This is a genomic window from Deinococcus marmoris (assembly GCF_001949125.1).
GTDB lineage: Bacteria > Deinococcota > Deinococci > Deinococcales > Deinococcaceae > Deinococcus > Deinococcus marmoris_A.
On sequence record NZ_MSTI01000144.1, the window covers coordinates 1 to 25141 of the forward strand.

Here is a 25141-nt window from a genome sequence, read left to right on the forward strand (position 1 = left end):
CCAGACGGCGCACGGTGGAGTGCAGGCCGTCCGCGCCGATCACCAGGTCGAAGCGCCGGGCGGCGTGACGCTCAAAGGTGACCTCCACGCCGTCCGCATCCTGCTGCAAGGCGGTGATGGTGTCGCCAAAGAGGACCTCCGTGTCGTCATGGGCCGCCTGAAACAGGACGTGGGCCAGGTCACTGCGGGGAAGCTCAAGTTCAGGGGTGCCCGCATCGCTGCGGCCCGCTGGGGTGGGCAGACGGGCGAAGCGGTGCCCCACTCGGTCATACAAGCTCATGGCCCGCACGGGCGTCGCGGCGGCCTGAAGGGCCGCGACGATGCCCATGCGTTCGGCGACGCTCAATGCCAGGCCGCGCACATCCACAGGATTGCCGCTGGAGCGCAGGCCGTCTGAGCGCTCGATGACGGTGGGCTGCCAGCCGCTGCGCGCCAGCCAGTACGCGAGGGTGGGGCCAGCGATACCAGCGCCGGAAATCAGGACGCGCGGAAGGGTCATAGGTAGTTATATTTCACTGGACGCAATTTTGCAACGAGTGAATGTTTGCATCCGGTGACTACAATGGTCTTTATGACTTTGCGCGAACGCAAGCGCCTGCGTACCCGACAGGCCATCCTCACTGCGGCAACGGACCTTTTCGAGCGGCACGGTTACACCGAAACCACCCTGGACGACATTGCCGCCGCCGCCGAGATCAGCAAGCGGGCCATCTTCAGCTACTTTGCCAGCAAGGAAGACCTGCTGTTCCCGGAGAGCGACGCGCGCATCGGCGCAGCCATTGGCGCCATCGCGGCCCGGCAGCCTGGCGACGGCCCAGTCCAGGTGTTGCTGCGCGCCATGACCACCTCCGCCCAGGAGTCTGATGACCTGACGGGCCGCCGGGCGGCGTTGCGATTGCGGTTGATGCGAACGGTTCCCGCTGTCCGTGGCCGGGCACTCCAACATCAATTCGACGCGCAGCGCGAAATTGCCCGCCATCTGGCCGCTGTCTTCCCAGCAGACCTCAGTCCGATCTCGGCTGCTGCACTGACTGGAGCCTTCATCGGGGCAGTGACAGGAGTGCTGGATCTCTTTTTTGAAGAGCAGGAGCCTCCACAGGATCCAGTAGAGCTGCGCGCCACCCTCCTGCGGGTCACCCAGATGGCCCTTACCCCGTGGTTGGACACGTCTTCAGGAGAACGCGACCTGTCGTCAGACATCTGAGAAAGGTTCAGCCACGCTGCACATGCCAGCGCTGACCTTGACCACCGCAGCTTTCCCATACCGCTAGAAGTGTGGTCTGTCTTCCAAGGGCAGATTCCTGCTCCGCCTCTCGTCAAGCCCCTATTTGCCCCAGACCCGCCACGCCACCGCGCCAACGGCCACCGAGGCCATCAGCAACGCCAGGGTAAGAGCTTCGGGTCGGCATTCAATGTCAGGCCGCTGCCCGCGCACATGCAAGTGAACACGGCCACCCACACCGGGAGGCGCTCAGGGTGGGGAGGCAAAGGGACAGCAGGGCAGGGGGCGTGGTGGCGGAACATCCAACTTCTCGCGGCCCGGTCAACAAGCCGTGGCCCGCTGGCCCTGCCAGCGGGCCAGTTGACGGCCATGACTCAAACTTCAAAGGCCAAGTCCACCGTCCCCAGTCTGTTCGCCGCCCTGGAAGAACCCGGGCAGCAAGAACCCTCAGCGGTCCCGGCCCTCCCTGAAGAACAGACGGAACTGGCCGCCTTTACCATGCTCAGCACGCCCAGCCGCGCCCCCGACACGTCCGGTCTGCCGCTGGGCACCGAGGCGCTGGTCAAGGCCAGCGACGCCGAGCGAGTGCGGGCCAATGGCCTGGCCCGCGAGGTGGCGATGAGCGAGGGCACCATGACCCCCCAGGCCACGGCGGCGCTGCGGGCGTGGAGCGGTGAGGGCAATCTGGGCGGCTCCACCAGCGCCTTTTACACCCCCGGCGCTCTGGCGGGCTTCATGTGGAATGTGCTGGAGGGCTTAAAAGCCGGGAGCCGCGCATTGGAGTTCGCCTGCGGCGGCGGAGTGTTCTTCGAGCACGCCCCGCAAGGCACGCTGCTGAGCGGCGTGGAAATCGACGAGACCACCGCGCGCGTGGCGCGCACACTCTACCCGCACGCACACGTCCACCATGCCCCCTTCGAGACCTACCACACCCAGAGCGGGGACGCCCCCTTTGACGTGGTGATCGGCAACCCACCCTTCGGGGTGCGCGGGGCCAGCGCCTACCGGGACCGTCCAGAGATTGAGGCCGCCCACTGGTACTTCGTCCTGGCTGGTCTGGAGCGCCTGCAGGGCGGCGGACTGATGGCCGTTATCGTTCCCGAAAGCATGCTCAGAAATCCCAGCGAACAGATGTTGCGTGAGCGCCTGCTGGACAGCGCCCATCTGCTGTGCGCCAGCGCCATTCCCGAAAGTGCTTTCCGGGCCACCGGGGCAGGCGTGAGCACCGCGCTGCTGATCCTGCGCCGCCACGACGCCGGGGTGGGAGAGGCCATGAAAAAGCTGAGCGAGGACGAGCGGGCCACACTGCGGGAAGCCCGAATGACAGATGACGGACTGCTCAGGCACTTCGTCACGGGCACAGCGCTGTTTTACAAGCGCAATGAGACCTGGCAGACCACCTACGGCTTCCCGCGCCTGGGCGAATCTAAAGAGGAAACGCTGCGCGCCGGACGCTTCGGCGATCCGGTTTACGGCGGCCCACTCCATCTGGACGCGGACAAGCTCGAAACGGTCACGGCTTTTTGCAGGGACCGTCAGCACGGCGTCCTCACCCGCACCGGTCTGCTCAGCGCCGTCTACACCCTGCTGGGATCAGACGCCTCGGCGCGTGCGGCTCAGGGCGTGCCACAGGCGCACCCGATTCAGAACGGTCAGGTCAGCTCCTGCGGACGCTACCGTTTTGCGCGCGGAGGCTGGCAGTACGCGGACGCCCTGAACACGCCCAGCACCCTGAGCGCCCTGAACGTCGCGCGCGCGGTGGTGGCGGCAAGAGCGGCGGTGAACAGGGGCGGCGCGCAGGCCCGCCGTGACGAGGCGCTCCAGGCCCACACGGCGCACCTGGCCCAGCACGGCGCTTACGACATTCCGGCACTCAAGAAAGCGGCCCGCACCCTGAACGTGCTGGGGGTGCTGACCGGAGAGGGTGACGTCGGGGCGCTGCTGGCCGAATTGCCCGCACAGCCGCTCACGTTTCAGGGGCAGGGTATGGAGGCCGTGGCCCAGGAACTCGAAGCCTACGGCATGCTCAGCGCGGCGAACCTGAGCCAGCACGCGGGCGTGACCCAGAACGCCGCATATGCCCACCTGAGAGCCGCCTACGCCTACACCGGGCGGCTGTGGGAAGCCAGGAGCACCTACCTGCGCGGCAACGCCCACAGCCGCGCGCTACACGCCGAGGAACTCAGCGCATCCGCCAGCGGCCAGGAACGTGAGGCGCTCATCTCTCAGGCGTGCGAACTGCGCGCCCTGGCGCCCTGGACGGACCTGAGCGACATGACCCTGGAAGCGCGTGACCCGCTGATCCCGGAAAGCATCCTGAGCGAGTGGGTCAATGCCGCTCTGGGCAGCTATACCACCCTGAAACGCAATGCCTGGGACAAAGACGGCGAGCGCGTGGGCCTGCTGCATGCGGCGCGCGAGGGTGGGGCCGTCACGCTCCGCATCCGCAACACCCTGTCGGGGGCCGACAACCTGGAAGACCGCCGCCAGATCGAGCCGGGCCGGGTGCGCGCCCTAGAGGCGTACCTGAACTTCGCCACCCCGGTGGGCACGGTGGTCAACCAGAACCTCAAAAGTCCCGAACAGATCGCCGCCGAACGCGCCGCCCACGTCCAGGCCGCCGGACGCTGGGAAAAAGAACTGGCCGCGCAGTTCCGCTCGTTCGTACTGGGCGGGCCTTACGCCGCCGAAATCGAGCGGCTGCTCAACGAGGGGCGGTACGGGCTGATTCCGGCGCAGCCCGATCACCGCCCGCTGCTGCTCGCCGGGTACAGCGGCCCACTCGCCCACCCTTTCCAGGCCGCGCACGTCCGCACAGCGGCGCGCATGGACGGGGCGATCCTGAACTTCGACGTGGGGCTGGGCAAAACGCTGACTGGGCTGATGCTGGCCGCGCTGCTGCTGCAATCCGGGCGGGCGCGCACGGTGGCGATTGTGGTGCCGCTCTCCAGGCTGGCCGACTGGGTGATGAACGCCCGCACGGCGCTGGAAAAACTGAACGTCGTGGTGATCGGCGGCGCGGTGGCCTGCAATGAAAACGGCAGCTTTACCCTCGACGAGAACGGCGAGCCAGTCGTGAGATCCGAGAGCGCCGGAGCGCGTTCGGCCAAGCTGGCCCGGCTGCTGACGCACCCGCCAGACGTGGTGATCCTGACCCTCGACGCCTTCGAGGCCGTCCCCATGCTCGAAGAGACCCGGCTGCGAATGATCCACAGTGACCCCACGCTGATGGCCGGAGCCGATCAGGGCACCACCTTTGACGAGAGAAGCCGCAAGATGAGCGGCCACCGCAAACTGAGCGCAGTGGAAAAGACCGTGGGCCGTCACCTCGCCCGCGTGCGCGTGTCCACACACACCGACCTCCCCTGGGAAGTGCTGGGCATCGGGGCGATCATCACCGACGAGGTGCACGCGCTCAAGAATTCGTACAGCGCCCCCACGGTCTACGGGGAGAGCAATCCCAAGTTCCTGGGCAGCGGCGGCGAGTCCAACCGGGCCATCGACGCAGTGCACAAATACCGCTTCGTGCGCGCGTTCGGCGGGGCCACCGTGGGCCTGAGCGCTACCTGGTTTACCAACAGCCCCATCGAAATCTTTAACCAGCTCGCGCTGCACACGGACGCCCTGGCCGCGTATGGCCTGAGCACCGTGGCCGCCTTTACCGCGAGATTTTGCGTGATCGAGTCCCGGCTGATCACCCTGCCGGACGGCGAGGTGGAGTTCAAACCCTGCGTGGTGGGCTTTCGCAATCTGCCCGAACTGCGCGCCATCATGGCCCAGCACGTCATCCGCGAGACCGAGGACACCTGCCTGATGCACACAGGCGTGGGGATGCCGCTGCCGCCGCTGGAAACAGTGGAACACCTGTTCGATCTTCCTGCCGAGGTCATGGAGCGTTACGAGGAGGAACGCGGGAGCCTGGCTGAAGTCGAGAGCGAAGGAAAAATGCACCTGTTCTCGATCTTCGCCCGGATGATGAAACTGACCCTGCATCCACCGCTGCTGGGGGTGGGTGCCCCCAGCGTGCGCTTTGCCGAGTGCGTGAGCGCGTGTTTGAAAGCCCGGGAGGCGGGTGGGCGCAACGTGGTCTTCCTGTCGATGGGCGGCAAAGGCGGCGAGGCGTACAGCGCGCTCAGGGACATGCTGATCGCCGGGGGGTATCCAGCGGGTGAGATCGAGACCATCACCGCCAGCAGCCATCCGGCGGCGGGGCAGAGACTGGGGGTCGAAAGGCGGCTGCAACGCGGTGAGCTGAGCTGCGTGATCGGCAGCGCCGTGATCGAGCAGGGGGCCAACTTCCAGGGGGCCACGGACCTGCACCACCTGGACTACCCGCACCACTCCAAGGCCTTCGATCAGCGCATCGGACGCGCCCGGCGGCAGGGCACGCGGGTCTTAAAGATTCGCAACCACCTGTACTTCGGACGCGACTCGTTTGACATGCTCAGGTATCAGAACATGCTGGGCAAGAAAGGCTGGGCCGAGCAGGTGTATGACCCTTCGGTGCTGAGCTGCGAGAACAGCGACGCGGGCTTTGACGGCGAGGAACTGGCCGTGATGCTCAGCCGCGATCCACAGGCCATGCGCGCCCAGATTCTGAAAAAGAAAGAGGAGAGACACCAGCAGACCCGCGCCGCGACCCTGCTGGACGACGCGGCCATGATCCGCGAGTACCTGGACACCATCCGGCTCCTGCGGTCCCGCCACGCTGCGGCACAGGGCCGCGAGAAGGGGCCGAGCGTCCATGACAAAGCCGGGATCACGCGCCTGGTCACGGCGCTGCGGACGCTGCACGCCGGAGTGGTCAGGCTGCGCGCCGCTGGGCATCCACTGTCCGCCGTGACACGGCTCAAGGCGGCTCCGGTGTGGGCGGCGGGCCTGCCGATGCATCCCGGCCTGGAGTTCACCACGGGAGGCGTGAGTTACCGGGTCAAACTCGCGGAATCGGCCAGCCCCAGCGTGGCGGTAGAGGAGCTGCCGGGTCACGCGCTGAAGCTGCTGGCCATTTCCGAGATCGAACCCGAACAGGTCACGCCCACGAGGGACGAGGACGCTTACGGGGACGAGGCGCTGACGGCGCTGCCCAGGAAGCTGCGCGAGCAGATCGAGGCTGAGGCCCAGCCGGTTGCAGAAGTGGTTGCCCAGCCAGCAGCGGTTGCCCAGCCAGCGGGTCAGGCCGCCCCCGTGTCCAGTGAACCCATGCCCATCACTCCCCCTCCCGCGCGGCCTTACGGGCTGAGCGTGGCCCACGCCGCGCGGCCCCATCAGGCGCTGTTCAGCGTGGTGGACGATCACCTGGAAGCCGGGGCGCTGAGCGGCGCAGCCGTCTTCGCCCTGGAATACCGGGCCGATCAGAGCGTGCGCGTGGTCACGCTGATCGTCCCTGATCCGCAGCGTTCACAGCGCACCCGCCAGCTTCTGCTTGCCAGAGACACCCGGCTGCGTGTGCGGGTGGACGCGCTGCTGGCAACGGCGGTGTAGCACATCAGTCCTGGCCCCCTCCCGTGCCTGGAGGGGGCCAGGGCGGCGGCATGGATCCCTTCACTGCCCGCATCCACTCAGGAGACATTCGCCAGATTACCCTGAGCCTGAATGTCCAGCCGGACGCCCAGGGCCAGACTCACGGTGATCACGCCTACGGCACCCTCAGCCCGGAGCCGCGTCCGGGCAGCCTGCCGGTGCGCCAGGGACTGTTCTTTGTGCCCGCCTGGAATCCCGCCGACGAGATTGCTCTGAGCGTTCAGGCGCTGGGTTTGCCCCTGCGGGACGCCCGAAATGAAGCGCAGTCCAGGGTGCGCCGCAGCGCCACGCGCCGGGCCGCGCTTGGGGTGGACTGGCAGTACCTGCGGCTGAGCGTCCGGGCGATGAACGCGGGCGGCGAGGTGCTGGCCTGCCAGAGTGTCAGCGGCGTGCCCAGCGATCTGCCCCCCGTGCAGCGCCAGCAGATCGAGAATGACCTGTTCGCCGAGGCCATGAGCGACGCTCAGGACTGGGCGATCCTGGGGCTGAACTAGGAGCTGGCACTGCACTCCTGGCCGGGGAGTGTTCCCCCGGCCACCCCACGCGCCATGAAAACAAAACACCCGGAGATCGGCTGCCCACCGCCCCGCCCCGCGGGCGCTTATCCGCAGCAGACCGACAGCAGCAGCCTGAAACTCTGGTGGCCTATTCTCAGTGGTAAGGCCCAGCCTGGGCCGTGGCAGGTCTACCAAAAGTGCCACAGTGCCCCCGGATTTATCCGTGGGGGTGTGGTGGCACCCACCCCAACGGGGCGGCTAAGCCGAAGCCTCCGGTTCTGCGTTAAGCTAAATGAGCAACACCCCCGCGTGATTGGACTCACCGGAGGCACGGCAAACACCTTTAAGGGAGGTGAAGCAGATGGAAAGTACCACGCTGAGGGCATTCAAGTACAGATTGTCTCCGACGAAGGCGCAAACCGCCGCGCTGGAGACGACTTTGATTCTCTGCCAGCGGCTGTACAACGGGATGCTGGAAGAGCGCAAAGGCGCGTATACGAAGGCAGGTAAGACCATATCGGCCTACGATCAGATGAAGTCCTTGCCGGAAGTGAAAGAGGCGTTGCCGGAATATCTGGGCGTGAACGCCCAGGTGCTGCAGGACGTGGCAAAGCGGCTGGAAAAGAGCTTCAAGGGGTTTTTCAGCCGGGTGAAGTCGGGACAGAAGGCTGGGTATCCCAGATTTCGCAGCCGCGACAGATACAACAGCTTCACTTATCCTCAGCCTTCCCAGAACAGCGTGACGGCGGACGGCAAGCACATCTATTTGCCCAAGATCGGCAACGTAAGATTGAAGCTGCACCGTCCGTTTGCGGGCAAGATCAAGACGCTGGCGGTCAAGCGGGAAGGAACGGAGTGGTACGCCGTGCTGACCTGCGAAATGCCCAGAGGCGAACCACTGGCACAAACAAGTTCCAGCGTCGGAATCGACGTGGGAACCACATGGTTTTTCGTCACCTCGGACGGGGAGTATTGCAAGAACCACAGGCTGTTTCAGTCCAGCAGCAAGAAGCTCAGGGTGGCGCAGCGTTCCTTGGCTCGCAAGCCAAAAAAGCACAGCAACCGCCGCAAGAAGGCCAGAGAACGGGTGGCAAAGCTGTACCGCAAGACCGCACGACAGCGCCTTCAACTGCACCACGAGGAAGCCAGAAAGCTCATCACGAAACACGATCTGATCTGTCACGAAGACCTGAATGTGAAGGGACTGGCTCAGGGCAACCTGAGCAAGCAGATACACGATGTCGGGTGGGGGCAGTTCTTTCAAATCCTCTCTTCCAAGGCAGAATGGGCCGGGAAAAGAGTCATCGCCGTAGACCCCAGATTCACGTCTCAGCGTTGTCGCGTTTGCGGCCACACCAAGCGGGGGAACCGGGCCAGTCAGGCACACTTCAAATGTTTAAGCTGTGGGCACACCGAAAATGCCGATGTGAATGCAGCAAAGAACATTCTGGCGCAGGGATTGCGCTTCGTGGCTCAACGTATCTCAACGGAGACTGCGTGCCACGAGAAGCCCCGCCCTTTAGGGCTGGGGTAATTCACAGCGACGACATCAAGGCCAGACTCGGCGGCGAGCTGGGCATCGGCTCAGCCGACAGCGGAGACTTCGGCATGGATATGTACCAGGCCCGCGAAGTCCTGACACGGCGGCGCGAATGGGTCGCCAACGAACTCGCCGCGCAACGCCTGAAGCTCGCACCAGGCTCATTTCTTGGCACGCTGGTCTGGCACGACCGCAAGCGGACGACGAGCTGCGCCGTGACTGAGGTGCGGGGCAACCACCTGACGTTGCAAGGCAACCGGGGGCGGGCGACAGCGCGCGTCACTTACAGTGCCGCACGACTTGAAGAATTGCTCCAGGATCAGCCGAAAAAATCGCCGCCTGCTGTCAGAATGCAGGCCCAGGCGCTGTTCTGAGTCCTGGCCCGACTCCCTGACGGGAGCACGGGCCAATCAATGGTCATGACGACATATCAAGAAGGAGGCCAGGCGTTCATCCCCGGCCACGACGAAGCCATCAACCCGCTGGACAAGGCGCGGGCCGCCGAGCTGTACGCCACGGCCACGGGCACCACGCTGGAAGCCGAGTATTTGCGGGTCAGCAAAGCCCATCCGCAGAAAAACGGCGGCGGCGCAATGTACCGCGCATTCCTGCGCGAGATTGAATCTCTGTTCGTGGTAACTGCGCGCCCGGTCATTGCCCCCTTTGAACCGCAGCGGCTGTCGGTGGCTGCCGAGCCACTCGCAGATGAGGACAGAAAAGCTGAAGAGGACGAAGTGCGGGGCGACGCGGACACGAACGCACTGGACACCGGAACAGAAGGCACAGGTCAGGCGCATGCGCCTGACCCGGACGAGCCTGTGGACGGCGGCCTGATCAGCCAGCTCGCGGCCATGATCGGAGAAGCGGGCGTCATCACCCTGACGATGATGAAAATTGGCCGCGAGGTCACACTGGGCTTCACGCCGCAAGCGAGCGGCACCGAGACCGCCGTGCCGGTGATCGTGACCGGCACCCCCGCCTTCTTCGATGACCACCTGATCGCCGCACTGCAGCCGTATGTCGCCGCGCGCTTGAGCGCCGTCAAAGCCTTCGAGCAGGCCGCCAGCGCCCAGCGCAAGGCTGTGGACAGCGCCAGGAAGAAAGCCGAGACGGTGAAGGCGGCCCCCCAGAAGACCGAGACAAAGGCAGCGCAGAAAAAACCCGCCGCGCCCAAAGCGGACACACTGCCCGCGCCTGCTGGGCCAGCTCCCACACTGCACACCCTGAACCTGAGCGCCGCCCCGGACACCATGCTGTCCGCCACAGTCGAGGGTCAGAACGTCGCAGTCACGGCGGGCGACAACGCGTTGGTCCCCAGCACAGTGCTGCTCACCGCCACACACCCGCTGCTGGGCACGCACAGCAAAACGCTGATGCTGAGCAGTGACCGGGCCTACGACTTCTCGGCTCAGCAGGGCTCGGCGCTGAGGGTCAGCGTGAGTCCTGCGGACGCGGCGGTCACCGCGTCGCTGGGCCAGGTCAATGTCGCGGTGGACGGCGAGTGCGTGCTGCCTGAAGGGCAGTGGACGATCACTGCCGAGGCCGATGGCCATGAAACACAGAGCGTCAAGCGCACCTTCAAGCCCGGCGCTTCCGCCACTACTGTCACCTTTACCCTGGAACTGCGCGAGAACGAAAGCCTGTTCTGACCCTGCCCGCCCGCATCACACCCCTGGCCCCGGACATCCGGGGCCAGTTCGACGTCATGACACAGAAAAAGCAAGCGCAGGCAACTGTCGCCCGTCGGCTGTTCAAGCACAACCAGACCACCCTGGCTGACCCCAACCCCGACATGACCCCGGAGCAGGTCAAGACCTTTTACGCCACGTCGCACCCGGAGCTGCTCAACGCCGGGATCGGCAGCCCGCAGACCGATCTCTTGGCCGGAACTATCACGTACACCTTCATCACCAACTACGGGCGCAAGGGCTAGTCACTCATCCCCGGCCTGAAGGCCGAGGCATTGACCGTTGAGGCCAGTGTCTGAGTGACCCGAAGACCCGCAAAACGGGTAAACGATTTGAAGTTGCACACCGACGAATGCCTTGCCAGTTTGTCGCTCTGTGGTTCAAAACGAACGAAGCCGCCGGGAAACAGCCCCCATTTTGAGACGAACCGACACTTCAATTCAAGGCGAAATTTACATGGCGCCTGCGCGCAAGGAACACACATGAGCAGCCGAGCCTTCGTTCTCAACCCAGACCACTCCCCGCTGATGCCGTGTACGGCGAAGCGGGCCAGGATGCTCCTGACCGCCGGGAGAGCCGCCGTGTGGCGGAGATACCCCTTCACCATCATTCTGAAAGAAACGTCGGGGACGCAATCTCAGCCCCTGGCTCTCAAGATTGACCCTGGCAGCAAGACGACGGGCATGGCCCTGGTACTGGACGGTAAGAACGGCAAGCGGTGCATCTGGGGCGCGGAACTGACCCACCGGGGACGGGCGATCAAGCTGAAACTGCTGGCACGGCGGGCGCTGCGTTCCTCGCGGCGCAGCCGGAAGTTGCGCTACCGTCCAGCCCGCTTCCTGAACCGCACCCGGCCTGCCGGGTGGCTGCCCCCGTCCCTGATGCACCGCGTCCTGACCACGCTGTCGTGGGCCAGGAAGATTGACCGCTCAACCATGATGGACTCCATTGCAATGGAACTGGTCAGCTTCGACATGCAAAAGATGGAAAGCCCCGACATCCGGGGTGTGGAATACCAGCGCGGCACCTTGCTGGGTACGGAGATTCGCGCCTATCTGCTGAACAAGTGGGACGGATTGCGCGCGTACTGCGGCAAAGAAGGCCGGGAAGTCGAACACCTGACGCCACGCTCGCGGGGCGGCTCAGACCGCGTATCCAATCTCGTCCTGTCCTGCCGGGCCTGCAACGAGAAGAAAGGCAACCAAGAACTCGGAGAGTTCCTGGCAAAGAAGCCCGCCATCCTGCGAAAAATTCAGACCCAGCAGAAAGCAGGCCTGCACGACACCGCCGCTGTAAACGCCACGAAGACGCGCTTGCTGGGAGAACTCCGCCAGTTCGGCTGCCCGTTTCCACTGGGTATCGGGGCGCAGACCAGTTTCAACCGCCAGGCGCAGGAATATGACAAAGCCCACTGGATCGACGCGGCCTGCGTGGGGGAATCAGGGGCGGCGGTGGCCGTCCAACGCCGGAAGCCGCTGCTGATCAAGAGCATGGGGCGGGGCAACCGCCAGGTGTGCGGCACGGACAGGTACGGCTTTCCTGTTCGCCACCGGACGCACCAGAAGGTGTTCTTTGGTTTTCAGACCGGGGATATCGTGCGGGCGGTGGTCACAGTGGGCAAGAAGGCCGGGACATACACCGGGCGGGTTTCCGTGCGGGCCACGGGCAGCTTCCGGCTGCCCCAGGTGGACAGCATCCACCACAGGTTCTTCTCAACCCTGCACAAAGGAGATGGCTATGGCTACAGCTTTTAACCGTACCTTGGCGGGCGCGGCCCCATTCCTCTGCTCCGCAGCTTTGCAAGCCCTCACGCCTTGCCCCAGGCTGAGCAGGAAGTGGTAGACGTTGCCGCCGCCGTCCCTCCCGCCGCCACCCGTCCCGCCACACCGCGTCCCGGTGGTGCTGGGTCAAGGGACGTTGCCAGAACTAAAAAGCGCTGCGCGTTCCCTACTGAACCCGCCACGGCAGAACAGGTCGCCCGCGCCATGCGCGGCCCTGGCCCCCTTGCTCCCATAAGTGCGCCCGGTCTGGGCAACGTGCGGCCCGTGCAACTGCGCGCCGAACTGAAGGCATCTCAAACGCGCCAGGCGCAAGCCGATCAGGCCGCGCAGGCCATCCAGGCGACGCTTCACGGCGCACTGACCCACCTGGGACTGACGCCCGGCGAGGACGCGGGCGAGCAACTGATTGCGGCGCTGGAGCAGCGTTACCCGCTGAGCATCACCCAGGTGAGCGTCACCCTGCACGGCGAGACCGGACTCGGACTCTGTTTCGAGAACAACGTGGACGGCGTGTACGGCCTGGAACACCTGGCCCGCCACCTGGGGAAAGACCTGCGGGTGCTGGGCGGGGTACTCCGTTGCATTGAGCGCCGCAGCGCACGCAGCGAACCTTCGTTTGGCCCCGGCGGCCTGCAAGATCACGCCGACTACTGGTGGAACTCAGACCGGCTTGCCGAGGAGCTGTATGACCGCTTTGCCGAGGAAGGCGAGGGGGAACGCAACGCGCGACTTGAAACGATGCTCAACCAACCGCGCACAGTGCTGAAATTGGCCCGGCGGCTGGGGTTACAACACGCCGCCCTACTCAGTGACTCGTTTCCCCATGCGCTGCTGTGGAGGCCGCCGGACGAGGAGGCCACCCTGAGCGCCCTGCGGACACGCGGGGCAGCGGGCGGGCCACTGGCCCTGGCCTGGACGCGCCTGGCAGATGCCCTGGCGGCGCTGATCGCAGCAGACGACGCCCTGCCCGGTATGGATGATGCTGAGGTGGGGAACATCAGCGGCCTGCCGCTGGTCACGCGGCTCTACACCACGGGCGGGGACGGATACTGCCCGGCCTTTGATCTGGTGAGCGAATTTACCGAGTGCCACTGGCAGGGCGGCGAGGACAATCCCTTTTACGCGCTGCACCTGGACGCCTCACGGGAAAGCGCCGCGCGGCTGACTACAGCACTACAGAACATGGCCCACGCTCAGGCAGCGCTGACCAAGGTTCACGGGGCGCTGATGGATCTCGAAAAGCTATGTGCGCCCGCGTAAAGTGTAAGTCTGTGCCTCCAGCGGCAGCAAAGAACCTACAATGCCCCCATGCCTCCGAGCAAACCCCGGAGTATCCCGCAGCTCCCGGTCTCGGAAGTGACCAGCGGATACGATGAGCTGAATCTGGGCCGACTGGCGCTGATCAGCGGCCAGAAAACGGTGCCAGCAAACTTGCAGCGCTGGCAAAAACAGGCGCTGACCCCAGACGGACGCCCAGTCATCGTCACCTGTACCGTCCCCGCCGATCAGGTGGTGCCGCACGGATTGGACAACGATTTCATGGTGGGGCTGCTCAACCTGTGTTTCGAGGCCGGTCTGCCCGACGGCCCCTTTAGCGTGTCGGCCTACGCGCTCCTCAAGACTTCAGGCTTGCCCGATACCGCCCAGTATTACCAGTCTCTTCAGGAGAGTCTGATCCGGCTCAACAAGGCGTCGTACACCATCGATGAGGGCTGGTATGCCAGCGGGGCGCAGGCCTGGACCACGCAGTCCTTCGCCCAGCTCAGCTACCTCTCATATGCGCGCTCCAAGGCAGGGATTCGCGGAACCAACGTCATCACGGTACAGCTCGCGCCGCCCATTATGGAAAGCCTGCGGGCGGGGTATATCAAACCGCTGGATGTAGAGTTCTACCGCTCGCTGAGTCAACCGCTGGTGCGGGCGGTCTACCGTCAGCTCGACGCGCTGCATTTCGATGAGCGCACGGCGAATGGCCTGGTTGCGGAGATCAGCGCGCCGCTCCTGGCGTGGAGTACCCGGCTGGGTCTGACCAGTGACCGTCCCGACAATCTGCTCCGCACCCTGGAGCCAGCCCACAAAGAACTCCTGGCGCGTGGCTACATCGCCGAGGTGGTTATCACGGGCCGGGGCCGCAGCAAGGATGTGCGTTACGTGTTCGGACCGCCACCGGTGAGCCAGCACCCTCATCTCGCGGCGCTGCTGGGCGAGCGGGGCGTCAAGCAGGGGGTGGCTGTGCGGCTTTCGATGGTCTTCCCAGAGCGCATTGAGGAAGCGGCGCGCCGGTTTGACCAGTACGTCAAAGTCAGTGTGCGGCCCATCGGCAACCGGGGCGGCCTGATGGTAGCGATGGTGCAGCGCCCTGAAGATTTTGCCGATCTTCCAGCCGGTGCGGGAGCCACGAAGCCCACGCCAGCAGCGCGGGCGACATCAAACCGGCGCGATCAGCAGGATTTGGAGATCCGGGACGCCCAGGAAGAGGCCCGTATTGCGGCCCTGGAAGGCCAGGCGCTGGTGGACTGGACCCTGCGGCAGCTCACCCTGCTGGGCGTCCTCAAGCGGCTGCCGCTGCACCAGCGCGCCGTACTCGGCGAGGCACTCCAAGGCGGGACGCTGGACGCCCGCCACCTGGTTCAGCAGGCCACGCATGCGCTGACTGGAGGCTCACTTGCCCTGGAAGTGCTGGTCGAAGACCTTCAGACGGCCCTGAACGGCTCCCGTAGTTTCCGAGGGAAAGCCCCCCAACCCCTTCCCGTAGTTTCTGAGGGAAAACAGAAGTAAAATCAGTCTGAGACGGGGGTTTTCCTGGCCCAACCCACTTCCCGTAGTTTCTGAGGGAAAGCGGGCTGTCTTGGCCGCCCTTTGCCGTAGTTTCTGAGGGATTAACTGGAAAGATCTCAAAAACCCTCCCGTAGTTTCCGAGGGAAGAGCTGATTTTCCTCCCGTAGTTTCTGAGGGGTTGGCGGCGGGGGGCGTCCGGAGTTTCCCGTAGTTTCTGAGGGGTTGAGATTTTTCTTCCCGTAGTTTCTGAGGGATTGGGGGCCTTTCTTCCCGTAGTTTCTGAGTGGTTAAAAGAAAATATGCCGTCCAGAACGGCATCGGCGCTGCCTTCCTGATGATGATTCATCAATCTTTTTTATCTTTTTAAAAGCATTCAAAGATCATCAATCAAGGTGCGGCGCTGGAAAGAATGATCTGACAGCGTTTGCTGTGGAATGCTTTGTATTTCTGAATGCAGGCCGCGCATCAGGCTGGCTCTCAAAGCCGTCTTCACGGCTCTGAGAATGCCAGGAAGGTCTCTTTCAAATGTTTTGCTGGCTCTGGGTGGTTTCAACGTCTGGAGGGCCGGGAAGGCCAGTTTTGAGCGCCAATGGACGGCGCGTTGATGATCATGGTTCGGGATTTGTGTCTCAGTTCATGGCGGGCAATGCGGGTTCTGGGCGTCACGTTTTCACCTTGCACCAGACCCAGATGGTGGGCATTGCCAACCCAATCCGCCGCACCCCTGGCCTGGGCCGAAAGGCCCAGGCCAGACCGCACAGCATGCCTTACGAACTGCAAAGTGGTCTCCAGACGGTCTTCACCCAGCCTGCCCCCCTGTATGTACCCACGCTGGCCCTGATCGTTTACGCCAGCCAGGTCGGCGGCACCGTGCTGCTGCGCCACCCTATCCAGGATTACGCCAGCGGCTTCGAGCTGGGCAGCGGTTCGAACTGCACCCTGAATGATCTGCGCGAACTCGCGCGGGCTGCCGGCCAGAGCGATGTGCAGTTCACGCAGGCCAGCACCCTGGCGTGCGGCCCGGACACGCTGGCGTGGTGGCTCCCTCCCGGCCTGCGGACGTTGAGATTTGAACCAGCGTACCAGGGCACGAAGACGCTGGCCGGACTGAACGGCACGCCACTGCCGCATCCTGGGCTGGTCTTTGTCGCCTCGCCAGGCACCCTCAAGGTTTTTGCCGTTCGCGGGTCAGAGCGGCCCCACGCTGAGACCCCGCTGTGCCACGCGCCGTACTGGAACCTGTTCGCAGGCGGCGTGATATGCCGGGGCACCGCGCGGTATCCGCAGACCGTGACGCCCCAGGATCAGGGCGTGTGGGAGGACGCCTTTTTCACGTCGTCCTTTACCCATCCCAGCCGCACCCACAAAGACACCCACTGGGGAGGGAGCTATGAGGAGCTGCTCAATAAGGCCGCCGCAGACGGCGCATTTCCCGAGAACGTGCTGATGGACGCGGGCCTGAGCCTGACTGGGGCGCTGAGATGAACGAAAGCGCTACCCCCAGCGGCGGTTCAATGGTGGACATGACCACCTCAACTTCAGAGCGCAACTCCAGCTACGAACCGCCGTATCTGCCGATTTCCAAAGCCCCGCCCATCTTGACCCGGGCTGATCACTGGTACCGCGCAGGCAGTGTTGTCTCCGATGGCGCAGACCGGGTGGTAGCCGTGGCGATCACGGCGGCCCACGCGGACAACATCGCGGCCCTGCCCCGCATCAAACGCGAGCACGCGCTGCTGCGGGAACTGCTGGACGCCGAGCGGCGGGCGAGTGCGGCCCTAAAAGAGCAGCTTGAAACGCTGCTGTGCGGCCCTGACGCACCTTTTGAACGCATAAAAAGCGTAGGCGGCGAAGACCAGGCCACCGGGTATTGCGGCTGGAGTCACCTGGACATGGTGCGGAAGCTACTCGCGGGGCAGGGGGGCGGTGACGGCTGATACGGATTCCGTTTGTTTCGTGTAGAGATCGGGAAAACTCCGATCTCTACACTCCACGCCCGGAACCCGTTTTTCTCCTTCTCGCTCCGCTCGGATCACAGGTGTTTACAACACCTTTTAATCGGAGTCCGTATGAGGACGGCCCGGCGCTGAGCAGCTTTCAGTGCGCCGCACTGAGGGCGCTGGGTCTGCCCGAGCTGCACGCCCGACTGGGCACGCGCGTCAGCAAGCGCATCAGTGAACTCGAAGACGCGGGGCTGGTCTGCACGCATACGTCCGGCGGACGCAGGCGGGTGCCATCAACAACCCAGGCGGGCACCCGAACCCCTGGCCCCCTGCCGGGGCCACCCGGACACCATGCACACCATTACCTTCGATCCGCGCGTGCCGTGTCAAATCATCCTGGTGGGCGTCGGCGGCACCGGCAGCCTGATCCTGACCCATTTGGTGCGGCTCGACCAGGCCGTGCGGGCGCTGGGCGGAGCGGGCCTGTGGGTGCGCGCCTTCGACCCAGACCGGGTGAGCGTCAGCAACCTCAGCCGCCAGAACTTCGCACCGGGCGACGTGGGCCGCTTCAAGGCCGTGGCCCTGACCGAGCGGTGCAACTTGTACGCCGGACTGAACTGGGAGGGCCACGGACGGGTGCTGGAGGCCGGGGATTTGAAACTGGCCTCACACCTGGTCATCAGCGCCGTGGACAGCGGGCAGGCCCGGCGGGAGCTGCTCGAATTGCTCGAAGGCGCGGGCCGACTCACCTACTGGCTCGACTGCGGCAACGACGCGGCGTGCGGTCAGGTGGTGCTGGGCCAGGTGGGCGGCGGCGCGGCGCTCCCACACGTCGTTACCCTTGACCCGTCTGGGATGGCGGGCGGGGAAGACGACGTACCGAGCTGCTCGGCGGCGGAGGCGCTGCTCAGGCAGCACCTGTTCATCAATCCGGCGGTGGCCCTCCAGGCCGCGCAGATGATCGGCGATCTGCTGCTGAGCGGTCAGACCGAGAGTGCGGCAGTGTTTGTCAACTTGAGCGGGACTGCACGGGTCCTGGCCGCGCCCGTGCCCAAGAAACGCAAGAAACGCGGCGAGGTCAGGATGGCCGGGCTGCTGCCGACCCAGATCACCACGCCCCAGGAGACTTTATGAACCTCCGCGCACGCGCCGCCGCCCTCCTCCGTATCGCCGCCATTCTGGGGAGGGAACTCTCACTGGACACCTCCGTCACACAGCTCGCCGTCGCCTGGAAACCTGGCTCCGAGTCCGGGTTGCCGCTGCCCACTCGGCTGACCCTGACCCTTGCAGACGGCTCGCGGCATGTTTATGACGAGAGCGGGCCTCAAGAGGAGGGCAGCGGCCAGCCCTTCAATGATCTGGCCTTTTTGAAGGCGCTGGACATTCATAGCGATCTGCTTGATCTGCTCGAAGCCGACTACGAACCGAGGCAGAAGGGCGGCACCGAGATGTATACCGTTCCTTCCAGCGTGCCGGACGGATTGGACGCGGCGCTGGCAGGCACCGACTGGGAGACGCTGGCCCTTCAGAAGGAAACACTGCTGGAGATGCGCGCCAGAACGGAGCTGTCCATTCACGAATGCGACGCCCTGAGCGGCGTCATTCATCTGATTGACGCTTGGACGGACGGCGTGCGGGCAGATGGCTGGGGGCTGGAGAACAACCCTTTCCCGAATGAGCCAACCGCTTAGCCAGAGGTGAACATGCACGACGCCTAGACCCAACTGAGCAAACTGGTGGAGGCCGCCGAGCGTGGCGAGACCGTGATCATTGCCCGCAACGGTAAACCCGCCGCTCTGGAGGAAACAGAGGGGCAGTGGTCCCCACAAGCTCTGGCCTTCTTCTCTGCCGCAGTCACGGCGGAGCTGGCAGACTTCACGCTGTCCCGCGACGATCTGCCGCCCCTGGAAGACCGGGAGCTGTTCTGATTCAGTACCTGCTGGACACCGACATCATCAGCTACGCGGTGCGGGGCATGGGGCAGGTGCGCGTCCACATGGCCCTGCACCCGCCGTCCACGCTGGCCCTGAGCGGTGTGACGGTCATGGAAATCGAATTCGGGCTGGCCCAGGTTCCCGCCAAGCGCGCCGCCGTGGAGGCCGCCCTGGCGCTGTGGCTGCCGCAGGTGGCGGTGCTGGACTACCGAGCAGGCGACGCCCGCGTGACCGCCAGCATCCGAGCCGCCCTCAAGGCGCAGGGGACACCCATTGGCCCGTATGACCTGCTGAACGCGGGCATGACACTGGCGCGCGGCCTGACGCTGGTGACGCACAATAGCCGCGAGTCCCGCCGGGTGGCAGGCTTTCCGGTGGTGGACTGGGTGGAGGGCGAGCTGCGCTGGAAGTGCCCGGATCATCTACTCCTGGCCCTGGCGTTTGCGCGCCAGGGCCACCTGACGCGCATGACCCCTGTCTTGACCCTGCACGCTCCCGCACTCGCCGCCCTAACCCCCGACACCGCCCTGAACGAACTGCGCGCCCTGGCGTGCATGAACCCCACCGTGGCACGGCGGCTGCGGCGGGTGGGGCGTCTGCTGGCCGCTGGGCGGGCTGTGCGGGTGGCCGGCAGCGAGGCCGCCCGCAAAGCGGTCTGGACAGCCCTGCGCGCTTACGAGGCCCGCGAGCTGAGCGTTCACCCCGAACTGCGCCGGATACCGGTGATGGCCGACGAGCTACTGACCGGGCTGCGCGCCCCCACCCACGTTCTGCTCTCAGACCCGGCGGGTCAGCCGTCGTGCGAATACCTGATCAGCCCCGAAGAGGGCGGGGTCGTGCGGGTGCGCTGCTCAGACCGGCGCGTCCGGACGCTGAGCGGCCCGGCCTTCACGGCGCTGTTCAAGGGCAGCAGTTACCGGCTGATGGTACGAGAGGGTCAGCTCGCCGGGGCGCTCTTGCCCCGCAGCCCCGCCGCATCACGGCCAGCAGCGTCAAAATAAGGGTCATGCCAACCCAGATCGCCTACAGCGACGCTTCAATGCGCCCGGCCAATCCGCGCAAAAAAAAGTCGCGTGCTTACGGCGCTGAGTGTGGTCATTGACGGCGTGAGCCACAGCGCTGTTCGGCGCGTGGCCTCGATTGCCGAGGCCGAACTGCGCGCCGCCGGATACGCGATCAGCTTAGCCCGCCCCGGACACCTGACTCTGCATCTGGACTGCGCCCTGAGTGCCACGCTCCTGCGCGGCCCACAGGGCAAGCATCCCATGATCGGGCTGGCACGCGCAGTTCACCGGCTGGCCCGGCTGCGCGGCGTGGAAATCGAGGTAGTTCAGATTGCAGGGAGCGACAATCCAGCGCATTCGGTGGCCTATGGGCGACTCCAAGAGGAGCTGGACGTGCGGCGGCGCAGCGTAGCGGGCCCGAAGACCTGAGTAGGACACGGCCAGCGCCGCCGCATTGTGCCGGAACATCACCCCCAATGCGCCCAGTCTGTACCACATGGAATCTCTGACCCAGTACGTTCTGAGAAGCTTTGTACACGGCCCCCCACTGGCCGACGCGATGGAACACAGCCCTTTTGCCAACCTGAGCCAGCTCTGTGCCGCCAGCGGCGTTGATCCCCAGGCAATTGCCACGTTTGTCGGCGGCGGCGCACTGGGCAGCGCTGACGCCATCCGGCTGCGGGGCGTGCTGCCAGGTTTGAGCTGGGCAGCCCTGGCCGGGGACGCGCCCCCGGCCACAAGGAAGCATGTCCCCGCCGAACAGCGCGCCGGACAAAGGAGAAACCATGCCCGTCCCCCATACCCTGACCCTGGCCCTGCTTGACGCCCTGGGTACCCCTATCACCGTGCAGGCCCAGACCATCGCCGATCTCAGAACGCTGCAGCGTCACTACGGCGCACAGGGCATGCGCCCGGCGAGTGCGCCCATCGGCGGCGGCCTGCAATTGCCCCTCGCGGCGCACGACACCTTCGATTGGAGTTTGATCGGCGCGCGGCCCTGGGTGACGCCCGAAGGCGAACACGTCGTCTTTTGCGGCGGGCATGCGTACAAGCAGAGGCTGCTTGAAGAGGTCGAAACCCGCAAGATGAAACTGCCGGAAGCCGTCAAGTATTCGCGCGGGGCCAAAGCCACCGATCCCGAACATTTACGCGAGAAAGGGGACGCAGATTTCTGGTATGTCACGCTGGTCATGTTCCGGGGCGGCGGACGCGCCGATCCTGAATTCGCACTGCCAGGCGGACGAAGGCAGCTTCACGCGGCAGCGGGCGCCGAGGCCGCCGACTAAACAACAAAACAGGCCGGGCCGGGCAGCGTTGCCCGGCCCGCTTGCCGTCATGTCCACTCTCTCCCCCACATGGGCCGAACAGTTCAGCGCCCACCCGGTCTCTCAGGCGCTGGCCCGTCAGGGCGTATTCCTGCACCACGCCACACGCGGCGACAAACGAACAGTCCTGACCTGGCAGCCTGACCCGCTGCTCAGCAGCGTCCGCTTCACCCTCACGCTTAATTTGCTGGACAGTCCCAAAGCGGCCTGTGCGCCCGTTCTGAACGCCTGCGTTCAGGTGCGCGTGTACGGCTCTTACGGCCAGGCCCGGCGCATCCGGGCCACCCTCGCGGCCCTGCGCCTGGTGCTGCGTCCCGCTTTGCCTCTGGACCCGGTGCGGGTCTATGTGCGGCCTGCTCTGCCGCCTGGGCGTGACCTGCGCGGCAAACGGGCGGCGCTGTGGTTTGGCCTGGAAGACGAATGACACGCAAATTGCCCCAGGACGCCGCCATCTTCTTCGCCCAGACCCCGCACCGGGCCACGGGTCTCAGCGCCGGGGCGCAGCGCGTCCTGACCGAGCTGCGCTCAAAAGGCACGCTCAGCGCCGCGCAGGCCAGGGCCATACTCGGCGCTGACCCGGCTCCGGCGCTGGACGAACTCTGCGCCCGCCTGTTTGCGCTGCGCCTACAGGGCCACGGCTGGGCAGGCCGGGCGGCGGCGTATCAGCCCACTCCACACGGGCCGCCCCCCCGCAATGACCAGATCGCGCACGTCTGCGCCGCACTTGGAGAGCAGTCCTGGACACTCGCCGCCGCCGCCCGCAGGGCGCAGCTCTCTCCCGGACAACTGCTTGAAGTGGTGCGAACCTTACAGCAGCGTGGCGCGGCCCACGCGGCGGTGGTGGGCGCCACCGTGGCCGTGCGGATTTTTGCGGGCGCGTCACCCCCAGCGGTGGCAGGCTACGGAACATGCCAGAACGTGACCTCCCCCCACAAATCGGCGCGGCCCAGCTCAGCGCCCAGCTTGCCCTGCGCTGCGGACTGAACCCGGCGCAGTCCAGAAGCGCCATCGATGCAATGTTCCGGGTGATCGAAGAAGCCCTGCTTGACCACATCAGCGTCATCCTGCCGCACGTCGGCACCTTCCAGATCGTCGAGGTCAAAGCCAGAACGGATGAGGGGCCGCGCGTGCGGGTGCGTTTCCGGGCCATACAGGGGCTCAGGGGCATGTTGCCGTGCCACCCGGAACACGATTAGATGTCTGCGCCGCCCAGCGCAGACAACCAGTCCGGCACCACCGTCACGGGCACGCTCACGCGCCGCTGGACGCGCGGAGCCGAGAGCGGGGGCGTGCTTGAAGTAGACGGGAAATCACTCACCGTCACCGGCCTGCTGCCCGCCGCGCCCGTGGGGGCCACCCTGCACGCCGAACTGAGCGGCCACACCCTGATTCACGCCGAGCGGGTGGTCACGTCCGGCGAAATCGACCTGGCCTTTTACGGACTGATGACCGGCATCCAGCGGGCCGGGGCGCTGGCCCTCACGCGGCGGTGGGGCGACTCGGCGTCACAGATGGTTGCCGCCGCCACGCGCGGCACGCCGCCGCCGCCCCCCGCTGCGCCCAGCGTCGTCAGGGCCATGTGCCACCACGCCCGGCGGCAGGCGCGGCTGCGCCAGACCCTCTCAGACCTGAGCGAGACCGGACTGTGGCCCGAACACGCCGCACGCCTGCTGGCGGCACAGGGCGCGGGAGCCACGGCCTTTGTGCGCGGCAATCCCTACCTGGCGGTGCAGTACGGCGTGCCCCTGGAGGTTCTCGACACCATGGCCCGCCGCCTGGGCATCAGCGCCTTTGACCCGCGCAGGGGATCAGCCCTGGCCCTGGCCCTGGTGAACGAGGCCGCCGCAGACGGCCACACCGGACTGCCGCGCGGCGTTCTCGCGGGGAAACTCACAGAACAGCACGCCCTGGAAAGCACCGAGATCGGCGCAGCACTGAAAGCCGCATGCGCGGGCGGACTCCTCGAAGAGGACGCAGGCTGGCTCTACACCCCGCAAGCGCTGCGAACCGAGCGGTGGCTGGCAGGCGACGTGATCCGGGTGATGGAGGCCGACATCACGGCTCTGGGGCCTGCGCCCAGTGAGCGGCTCAGTGAAGACCAGCGCGCGGCTGTCGGGCTGGCCTGCCGCGAGGCGCTGTGCGTGATCACAGGCGGCCCCGGCACCGGCAAGACCACCACCATTGGCGCCGTGATCACCAGCCTGGAAGCAGCGGGGCTGACCACACTGCTGTGCGCCCCGACAGGCAAGGCGGCGGCCCGGCTGGAGCAGGCCACGGGCCGGGCCGCCCTGACCCTGCACCGGCTGCTGGGCCACGACGGCACGCACTTTGGAAGCGGCATGCTGCAGGCTGGCGCGGTGGTGGTAGACGAGGCCAGCATGCTCAGCAACGAATTGCTCGGCGCATTGCTGCGCTGCGTCCCTGACGGCGGGCGCGTCATTCTGGTGGGTGACCCCGATCAACTGCCGCCCGTCGATCCCGGCTGGCCGCTGCCCGCTTTGATTGGCCGGGTGCCCGCTGCCCGGCTGAGCCGCGTTCACCGCCAGGGCGCAAGCAGCCCGGTCCTTGAGCTGGCGGGCATGCTGATCGGCGGTGAGCGTCCGGCGAGCACAGGCGTTGCCTTCACCGAGACCGGAAGCGCCCGCGAGGTGGTGGCGCTGGCCCACGCTCACATCACCGCAGACGGGCCGCCGATCATCCTGAGCGCGGGCCGAAACGGGGCACTGGGCACACGGGCGCTGAACGCGGCCATGCAGCAGAATTTCAATCCCGGCAGTGGCGCACTCAGACCAGGCGATCCGGTCATTGTGACCGTCAATGACCGCCAGAGCGGACTCATGAACGGACAGACCGGCGTGGTGTTGAGCGCGGGCCACACCGTGGAAGCCGAGTTCGGCGGCGAGGCGCACCGTTTTACGCTGAACGGTCCACTGGAACTGGCCTACGCCCTGAGCGTCCACCGCGCTCAGGGCAGCGAATGGAACGCGGTGATGGTCTGCCTTTCGCCCGAACACGCGCGGCTGCTGACCCGCACGCTGGCCTACACGGCGGTCACGCGGGCCAGAACCACCCTGATCGCCTGCGGCCTGCGCGCGGCCTGGGACACCTGCGCCGCCACGCCGCAGCCCGCACGCCACTCCCGGCTGCGCGAGCGGCTGAGCTAGATGCACGCAGACGCGCATCACGCACTGAACCACTGCGCCGCCACCTCCAGAGGGCTCACGCCGGGCAACATGCCGAGATCTCGCACCCAAACACCTGAACGCGGGTCACACCGCAGGACAGCTTTCCGCTGACCGAAACGGTCACCCCACACTGCTGATGACCCTGGGCGCCTATCACGCTGACCACGGCAACTATCTCCCCGACACTGCGCCGCTGGGGTTGCCCTTTGTGTGGGCTTGCGTGGGGCCGGGGGTGCAGATGGCAGGCCACGCCGGGAAGTGCGGGCGACGGGAAGGTTGCGCTGGTGGGGGCTGGGTTTCATTTCTATACCTGGCATCCTCGCGGTGACGGCGCACTGGACAGCAGCTCAAATGGCGTTCAAATGCACTTCCAGCACTTCTAGAGCAGGTTTCTGAATCAGTAGTCCGGAAGGTTTCAAGCAGCCTTGACCCCCAGGAGCAGCAGGTCGGCGATCTGTGGGGCGAATTTTTCGCAAGTCAGATCGCCAGGCAACAGAGATAAAATTCGATCAGCGAAAAATTCGTTATAGGCACGGCGTTTTTCGTCTTCCATGCTGAAGACCAGCGGGCCAGCCCGCTGGTTCATCAACTGACTGGCTCTGGCTACAGAAACGCTATGCAGCGCCATATTCCAGTGGAAGTGCAGCGCCTGAGCCTGACGGGACTGGCAATCACCCAGGCCCGCGAACTGCTTGCCGTCCCGGAACGGAAACTCCATCGCAAA

Annotated in this window: 24 protein-coding genes and 1 pseudogene; 23 read left to right on the forward strand and 2 right to left on the reverse strand. The window is 65.6% G+C overall.

All coding sequences use genetic code 11. From position 1 onward, the window contains the following. Window positions 1-499: FAD-dependent monooxygenase (locus BOO71_RS20515; protein ID WP_175607493.1), on the reverse strand; the 499-nt coding region annotated here is incomplete at its 3' end. Window positions 500-571: 72 nt separating this feature from the next. Here BOO71_RS20515 and BOO71_RS20520 point away from each other — a divergent pair. The 23 genes from BOO71_RS20520 to BOO71_RS20635 all read left to right on the forward strand — a co-directional run bounded on the left by BOO71_RS20520 (window position 572) and on the right by BOO71_RS20635 (window position 24396). Further along, window positions 572-1204: a TetR/AcrR family transcriptional regulator gene (locus BOO71_RS20520; protein WP_075831522.1), complete on the forward strand. Its 633-nt coding sequence runs from the start codon at window positions 572-574 to the stop codon at window positions 1202-1204. Between the two features lie 387 nt (window positions 1205-1591). After that, window positions 1592-6703, forward strand: a complete 5112-nt coding sequence (locus BOO71_RS26515; RefSeq protein WP_175607494.1) for an N-6 DNA methylase — start codon at window positions 1592-1594, stop codon at window positions 6701-6703. Window positions 6704-6753: 50 nt separating this feature from the next. Next, complete coding sequence (locus BOO71_RS20540) at window positions 6754-7236, forward strand: hypothetical protein (RefSeq protein WP_075835562.1); 483 nt, start codon at window positions 6754-6756, stop codon at window positions 7234-7236. Between the two features lie 364 nt (window positions 7237-7600). Further along, a complete protein-coding gene (locus BOO71_RS20545; protein WP_075835563.1) occupies window positions 7601-8773 on the forward strand; it encodes an RNA-guided endonuclease InsQ/TnpB family protein in 1173 nt (390 codons plus the stop codon). Further along, window positions 8737-9153 carry a hypothetical protein gene (locus BOO71_RS20550; RefSeq protein WP_139323083.1) on the forward strand — a complete coding sequence of 139 codons (417 nt, stop codon included), beginning with the start codon at window positions 8737-8739 and terminating at the stop codon, window positions 9151-9153. Before BOO71_RS20545 ends, BOO71_RS20550 begins: the two co-directional genes overlap by 37 nt. Window positions 9154-9198: 45 nt before the next feature. Next, complete coding sequence (locus BOO71_RS20555) at window positions 9199-10428, forward strand: PRTRC system protein E (protein WP_217694920.1); 1230 nt, start codon at window positions 9199-9201, stop codon at window positions 10426-10428. Window positions 10429-10484: 56 nt separating this feature from the next. Further along, on the forward strand, window positions 10485-10712 hold the full coding sequence (locus BOO71_RS20560; protein WP_075835566.1) for a PRTRC system protein C: 228 nt from the start codon (window positions 10485-10487) through the stop codon (window positions 10710-10712). A 237-nt stretch (window positions 10713-10949) separates the two neighbouring features. After that, window positions 10950-12221, forward strand: coding sequence for an RNA-guided endonuclease IscB (gene iscB / locus BOO71_RS20565; RefSeq protein WP_075835567.1), 1272 nt, complete (start codon window positions 10950-10952; stop codon window positions 12219-12221). A gap of 60 nt (window positions 12222-12281) precedes the next feature. After that, entirely contained in the window at window positions 12282-13508 is a 1227-nt protein-coding gene (locus BOO71_RS20570) for a hypothetical protein (RefSeq protein WP_139323084.1), read from the forward strand. 48 nt (window positions 13509-13556) lie between these two features. Continuing rightward, window positions 13557-15026 carry a replication initiator protein A gene (locus BOO71_RS20575; protein WP_083653692.1) on the forward strand — a complete coding sequence of 490 codons (1470 nt, stop codon included), beginning with the start codon at window positions 13557-13559 and terminating at the stop codon, window positions 15024-15026. Between the two features lie 675 nt (window positions 15027-15701). Beyond that, the gene (locus tag BOO71_RS20580) at window positions 15702-16511 is read left to right on the forward strand and encodes a PRTRC system protein B (protein WP_175607495.1); all 810 of its coding nucleotides are present in this window, start codon (window positions 15702-15704) and stop codon (window positions 16509-16511) included. Further along, window positions 16508-16963 carry a hypothetical protein gene (locus tag BOO71_RS20585; protein WP_139323085.1) on the forward strand — a complete coding sequence of 152 codons (456 nt, stop codon included), beginning with the start codon at window positions 16508-16510 and terminating at the stop codon, window positions 16961-16963. Before BOO71_RS20580 ends, BOO71_RS20585 begins: the two co-directional genes overlap by 4 nt. A 357-nt stretch (window positions 16964-17320) precedes the next feature. Then, window positions 17321-18103, forward strand: coding sequence for a PRTRC system ThiF family protein (locus BOO71_RS20590; RefSeq protein ID WP_075835571.1), 783 nt, complete (start codon window positions 17321-17323; stop codon window positions 18101-18103). After that, window positions 18100-18660 carry a hypothetical protein gene (locus BOO71_RS20595; protein ID WP_075835572.1) on the forward strand — a complete coding sequence of 187 codons (561 nt, stop codon included), beginning with the start codon at window positions 18100-18102 and terminating at the stop codon, window positions 18658-18660. The genes BOO71_RS20590 and BOO71_RS20595 overlap by 4 nt, the downstream gene beginning before the upstream one ends. A 45-nt stretch (window positions 18661-18705) precedes the next feature. Then, window positions 18706-18897, forward strand: a complete 192-nt coding sequence (locus BOO71_RS28470; RefSeq protein WP_075835573.1) for a hypothetical protein — start codon at window positions 18706-18708, stop codon at window positions 18895-18897. Between the two features lie 11 nt (window positions 18898-18908). Then, window positions 18909-19904: a PIN domain-containing protein gene (locus BOO71_RS20605; RefSeq protein ID WP_303046759.1), complete on the forward strand. Its 996-nt coding sequence runs from the start codon at window positions 18909-18911 to the stop codon at window positions 19902-19904. Window positions 19905-19976: 72 nt separating this feature from the next. Next, window positions 19977-20336, forward strand: coding sequence for a hypothetical protein (locus BOO71_RS20610; RefSeq protein WP_075835575.1), 360 nt, complete (start codon window positions 19977-19979; stop codon window positions 20334-20336). A 67-nt stretch (window positions 20337-20403) separates the two neighbouring features. Continuing rightward, complete coding sequence (locus BOO71_RS20615; protein ID WP_139323086.1) at window positions 20404-20730, forward strand: hypothetical protein; 327 nt, start codon at window positions 20404-20406, stop codon at window positions 20728-20730. Further along, the gene (locus BOO71_RS20620) at window positions 20693-21193 is read left to right on the forward strand and encodes a single-stranded DNA-binding protein (RefSeq protein ID WP_075835577.1); all 501 of its coding nucleotides are present in this window, start codon (window positions 20693-20695) and stop codon (window positions 21191-21193) included. Before BOO71_RS20615 ends, BOO71_RS20620 begins: the two co-directional genes overlap by 38 nt. Window positions 21194-21242: 49 nt before the next feature. Then, window positions 21243-21656 (forward strand): hypothetical protein, encoded by a 414-nt coding sequence (locus BOO71_RS20625; RefSeq protein ID WP_075835578.1) that lies wholly within the window; start codon window positions 21243-21245, stop codon window positions 21654-21656. Next, a complete protein-coding gene (locus tag BOO71_RS27235; protein ID WP_139323087.1) occupies window positions 21653-22216 on the forward strand; it encodes a hypothetical protein in 564 nt (187 codons plus the stop codon). The genes BOO71_RS20625 and BOO71_RS27235 overlap by 4 nt, the downstream gene beginning before the upstream one ends. Beyond that, window positions 22141-22428, forward strand: coding sequence for an HU family DNA-binding protein (locus tag BOO71_RS20630; RefSeq protein WP_075835580.1), 288 nt, complete (start codon window positions 22141-22143; stop codon window positions 22426-22428). The genes BOO71_RS27235 and BOO71_RS20630 overlap by 76 nt, the downstream gene beginning before the upstream one ends. Continuing rightward, the gene (locus tag BOO71_RS20635; RefSeq protein ID WP_075835582.1) at window positions 22429-24396 is read left to right on the forward strand and encodes an AAA family ATPase; all 1968 of its coding nucleotides are present in this window, start codon (window positions 22429-22431) and stop codon (window positions 24394-24396) included. It abuts the gene before it with no gap. A 436-nt stretch (window positions 24397-24832) separates the two neighbouring features. Here BOO71_RS20635 and BOO71_RS28010 read toward each other — a convergent pair. Further along, a pseudogene (locus BOO71_RS28010) lies at window positions 24833-25141 on the reverse strand (IS4 family transposase); the annotation flags it as partial.

Excerpts from the sequence above, each read along its gene's own strand:
- BOO71_RS20520 (WP_075831522.1), top strand. The coding sequence starts at position 572 with ATGACTTTGCGCGAACGCAAGCGCCTGCGTACCCGACAGGCCATCCTC.
- BOO71_RS26515 (WP_175607494.1), top strand. The coding sequence starts at position 1,592 with ATGACTCAAACTTCAAAGGCCAAGTCCACCGTCCCCAGTCTGTTCGCC.
- BOO71_RS20540 (WP_075835562.1), top strand. The coding sequence starts at position 6,754 with ATGGATCCCTTCACTGCCCGCATCCACTCAGGAGACATTCGCCAGATT.
- BOO71_RS20545 (WP_075835563.1), top strand. The coding sequence starts at position 7,601 with ATGGAAAGTACCACGCTGAGGGCATTCAAGTACAGATTGTCTCCGACG.
- BOO71_RS20555 (WP_217694920.1), top strand. The coding sequence starts at position 9,199 with ATGACGACATATCAAGAAGGAGGCCAGGCGTTCATCCCCGGCCACGAC.
- BOO71_RS20560 (WP_075835566.1), top strand. The coding sequence starts at position 10,485 with ATGACACAGAAAAAGCAAGCGCAGGCAACTGTCGCCCGTCGGCTGTTC.
- iscB (WP_075835567.1), top strand. The coding sequence starts at position 10,950 with ATGAGCAGCCGAGCCTTCGTTCTCAACCCAGACCACTCCCCGCTGATG.
- BOO71_RS20575 (WP_083653692.1), top strand. The coding sequence starts at position 13,557 with ATGCCTCCGAGCAAACCCCGGAGTATCCCGCAGCTCCCGGTCTCGGAA.
- BOO71_RS20585 (WP_139323085.1), top strand. The coding sequence starts at position 16,508 with ATGAACGAAAGCGCTACCCCCAGCGGCGGTTCAATGGTGGACATGACC.
- BOO71_RS20590 (WP_075835571.1), top strand. The coding sequence starts at position 17,321 with ATGCACACCATTACCTTCGATCCGCGCGTGCCGTGTCAAATCATCCTG.
- BOO71_RS20595 (WP_075835572.1), top strand. The coding sequence starts at position 18,100 with ATGAACCTCCGCGCACGCGCCGCCGCCCTCCTCCGTATCGCCGCCATT.
- BOO71_RS20615 (WP_139323086.1), top strand. The coding sequence starts at position 20,404 with ATGGAATCTCTGACCCAGTACGTTCTGAGAAGCTTTGTACACGGCCCC.
- BOO71_RS20620 (WP_075835577.1), top strand. The coding sequence starts at position 20,693 with ATGCCCGTCCCCCATACCCTGACCCTGGCCCTGCTTGACGCCCTGGGT.
- BOO71_RS20625 (WP_075835578.1), top strand. The coding sequence starts at position 21,243 with ATGTCCACTCTCTCCCCCACATGGGCCGAACAGTTCAGCGCCCACCCG.
- BOO71_RS27235 (WP_139323087.1), top strand. The coding sequence starts at position 21,653 with ATGACACGCAAATTGCCCCAGGACGCCGCCATCTTCTTCGCCCAGACC.
- BOO71_RS20630 (WP_075835580.1), top strand. The coding sequence starts at position 22,141 with ATGCCAGAACGTGACCTCCCCCCACAAATCGGCGCGGCCCAGCTCAGC.
- BOO71_RS20635 (WP_075835582.1), top strand. The coding sequence starts at position 22,429 with ATGTCTGCGCCGCCCAGCGCAGACAACCAGTCCGGCACCACCGTCACG.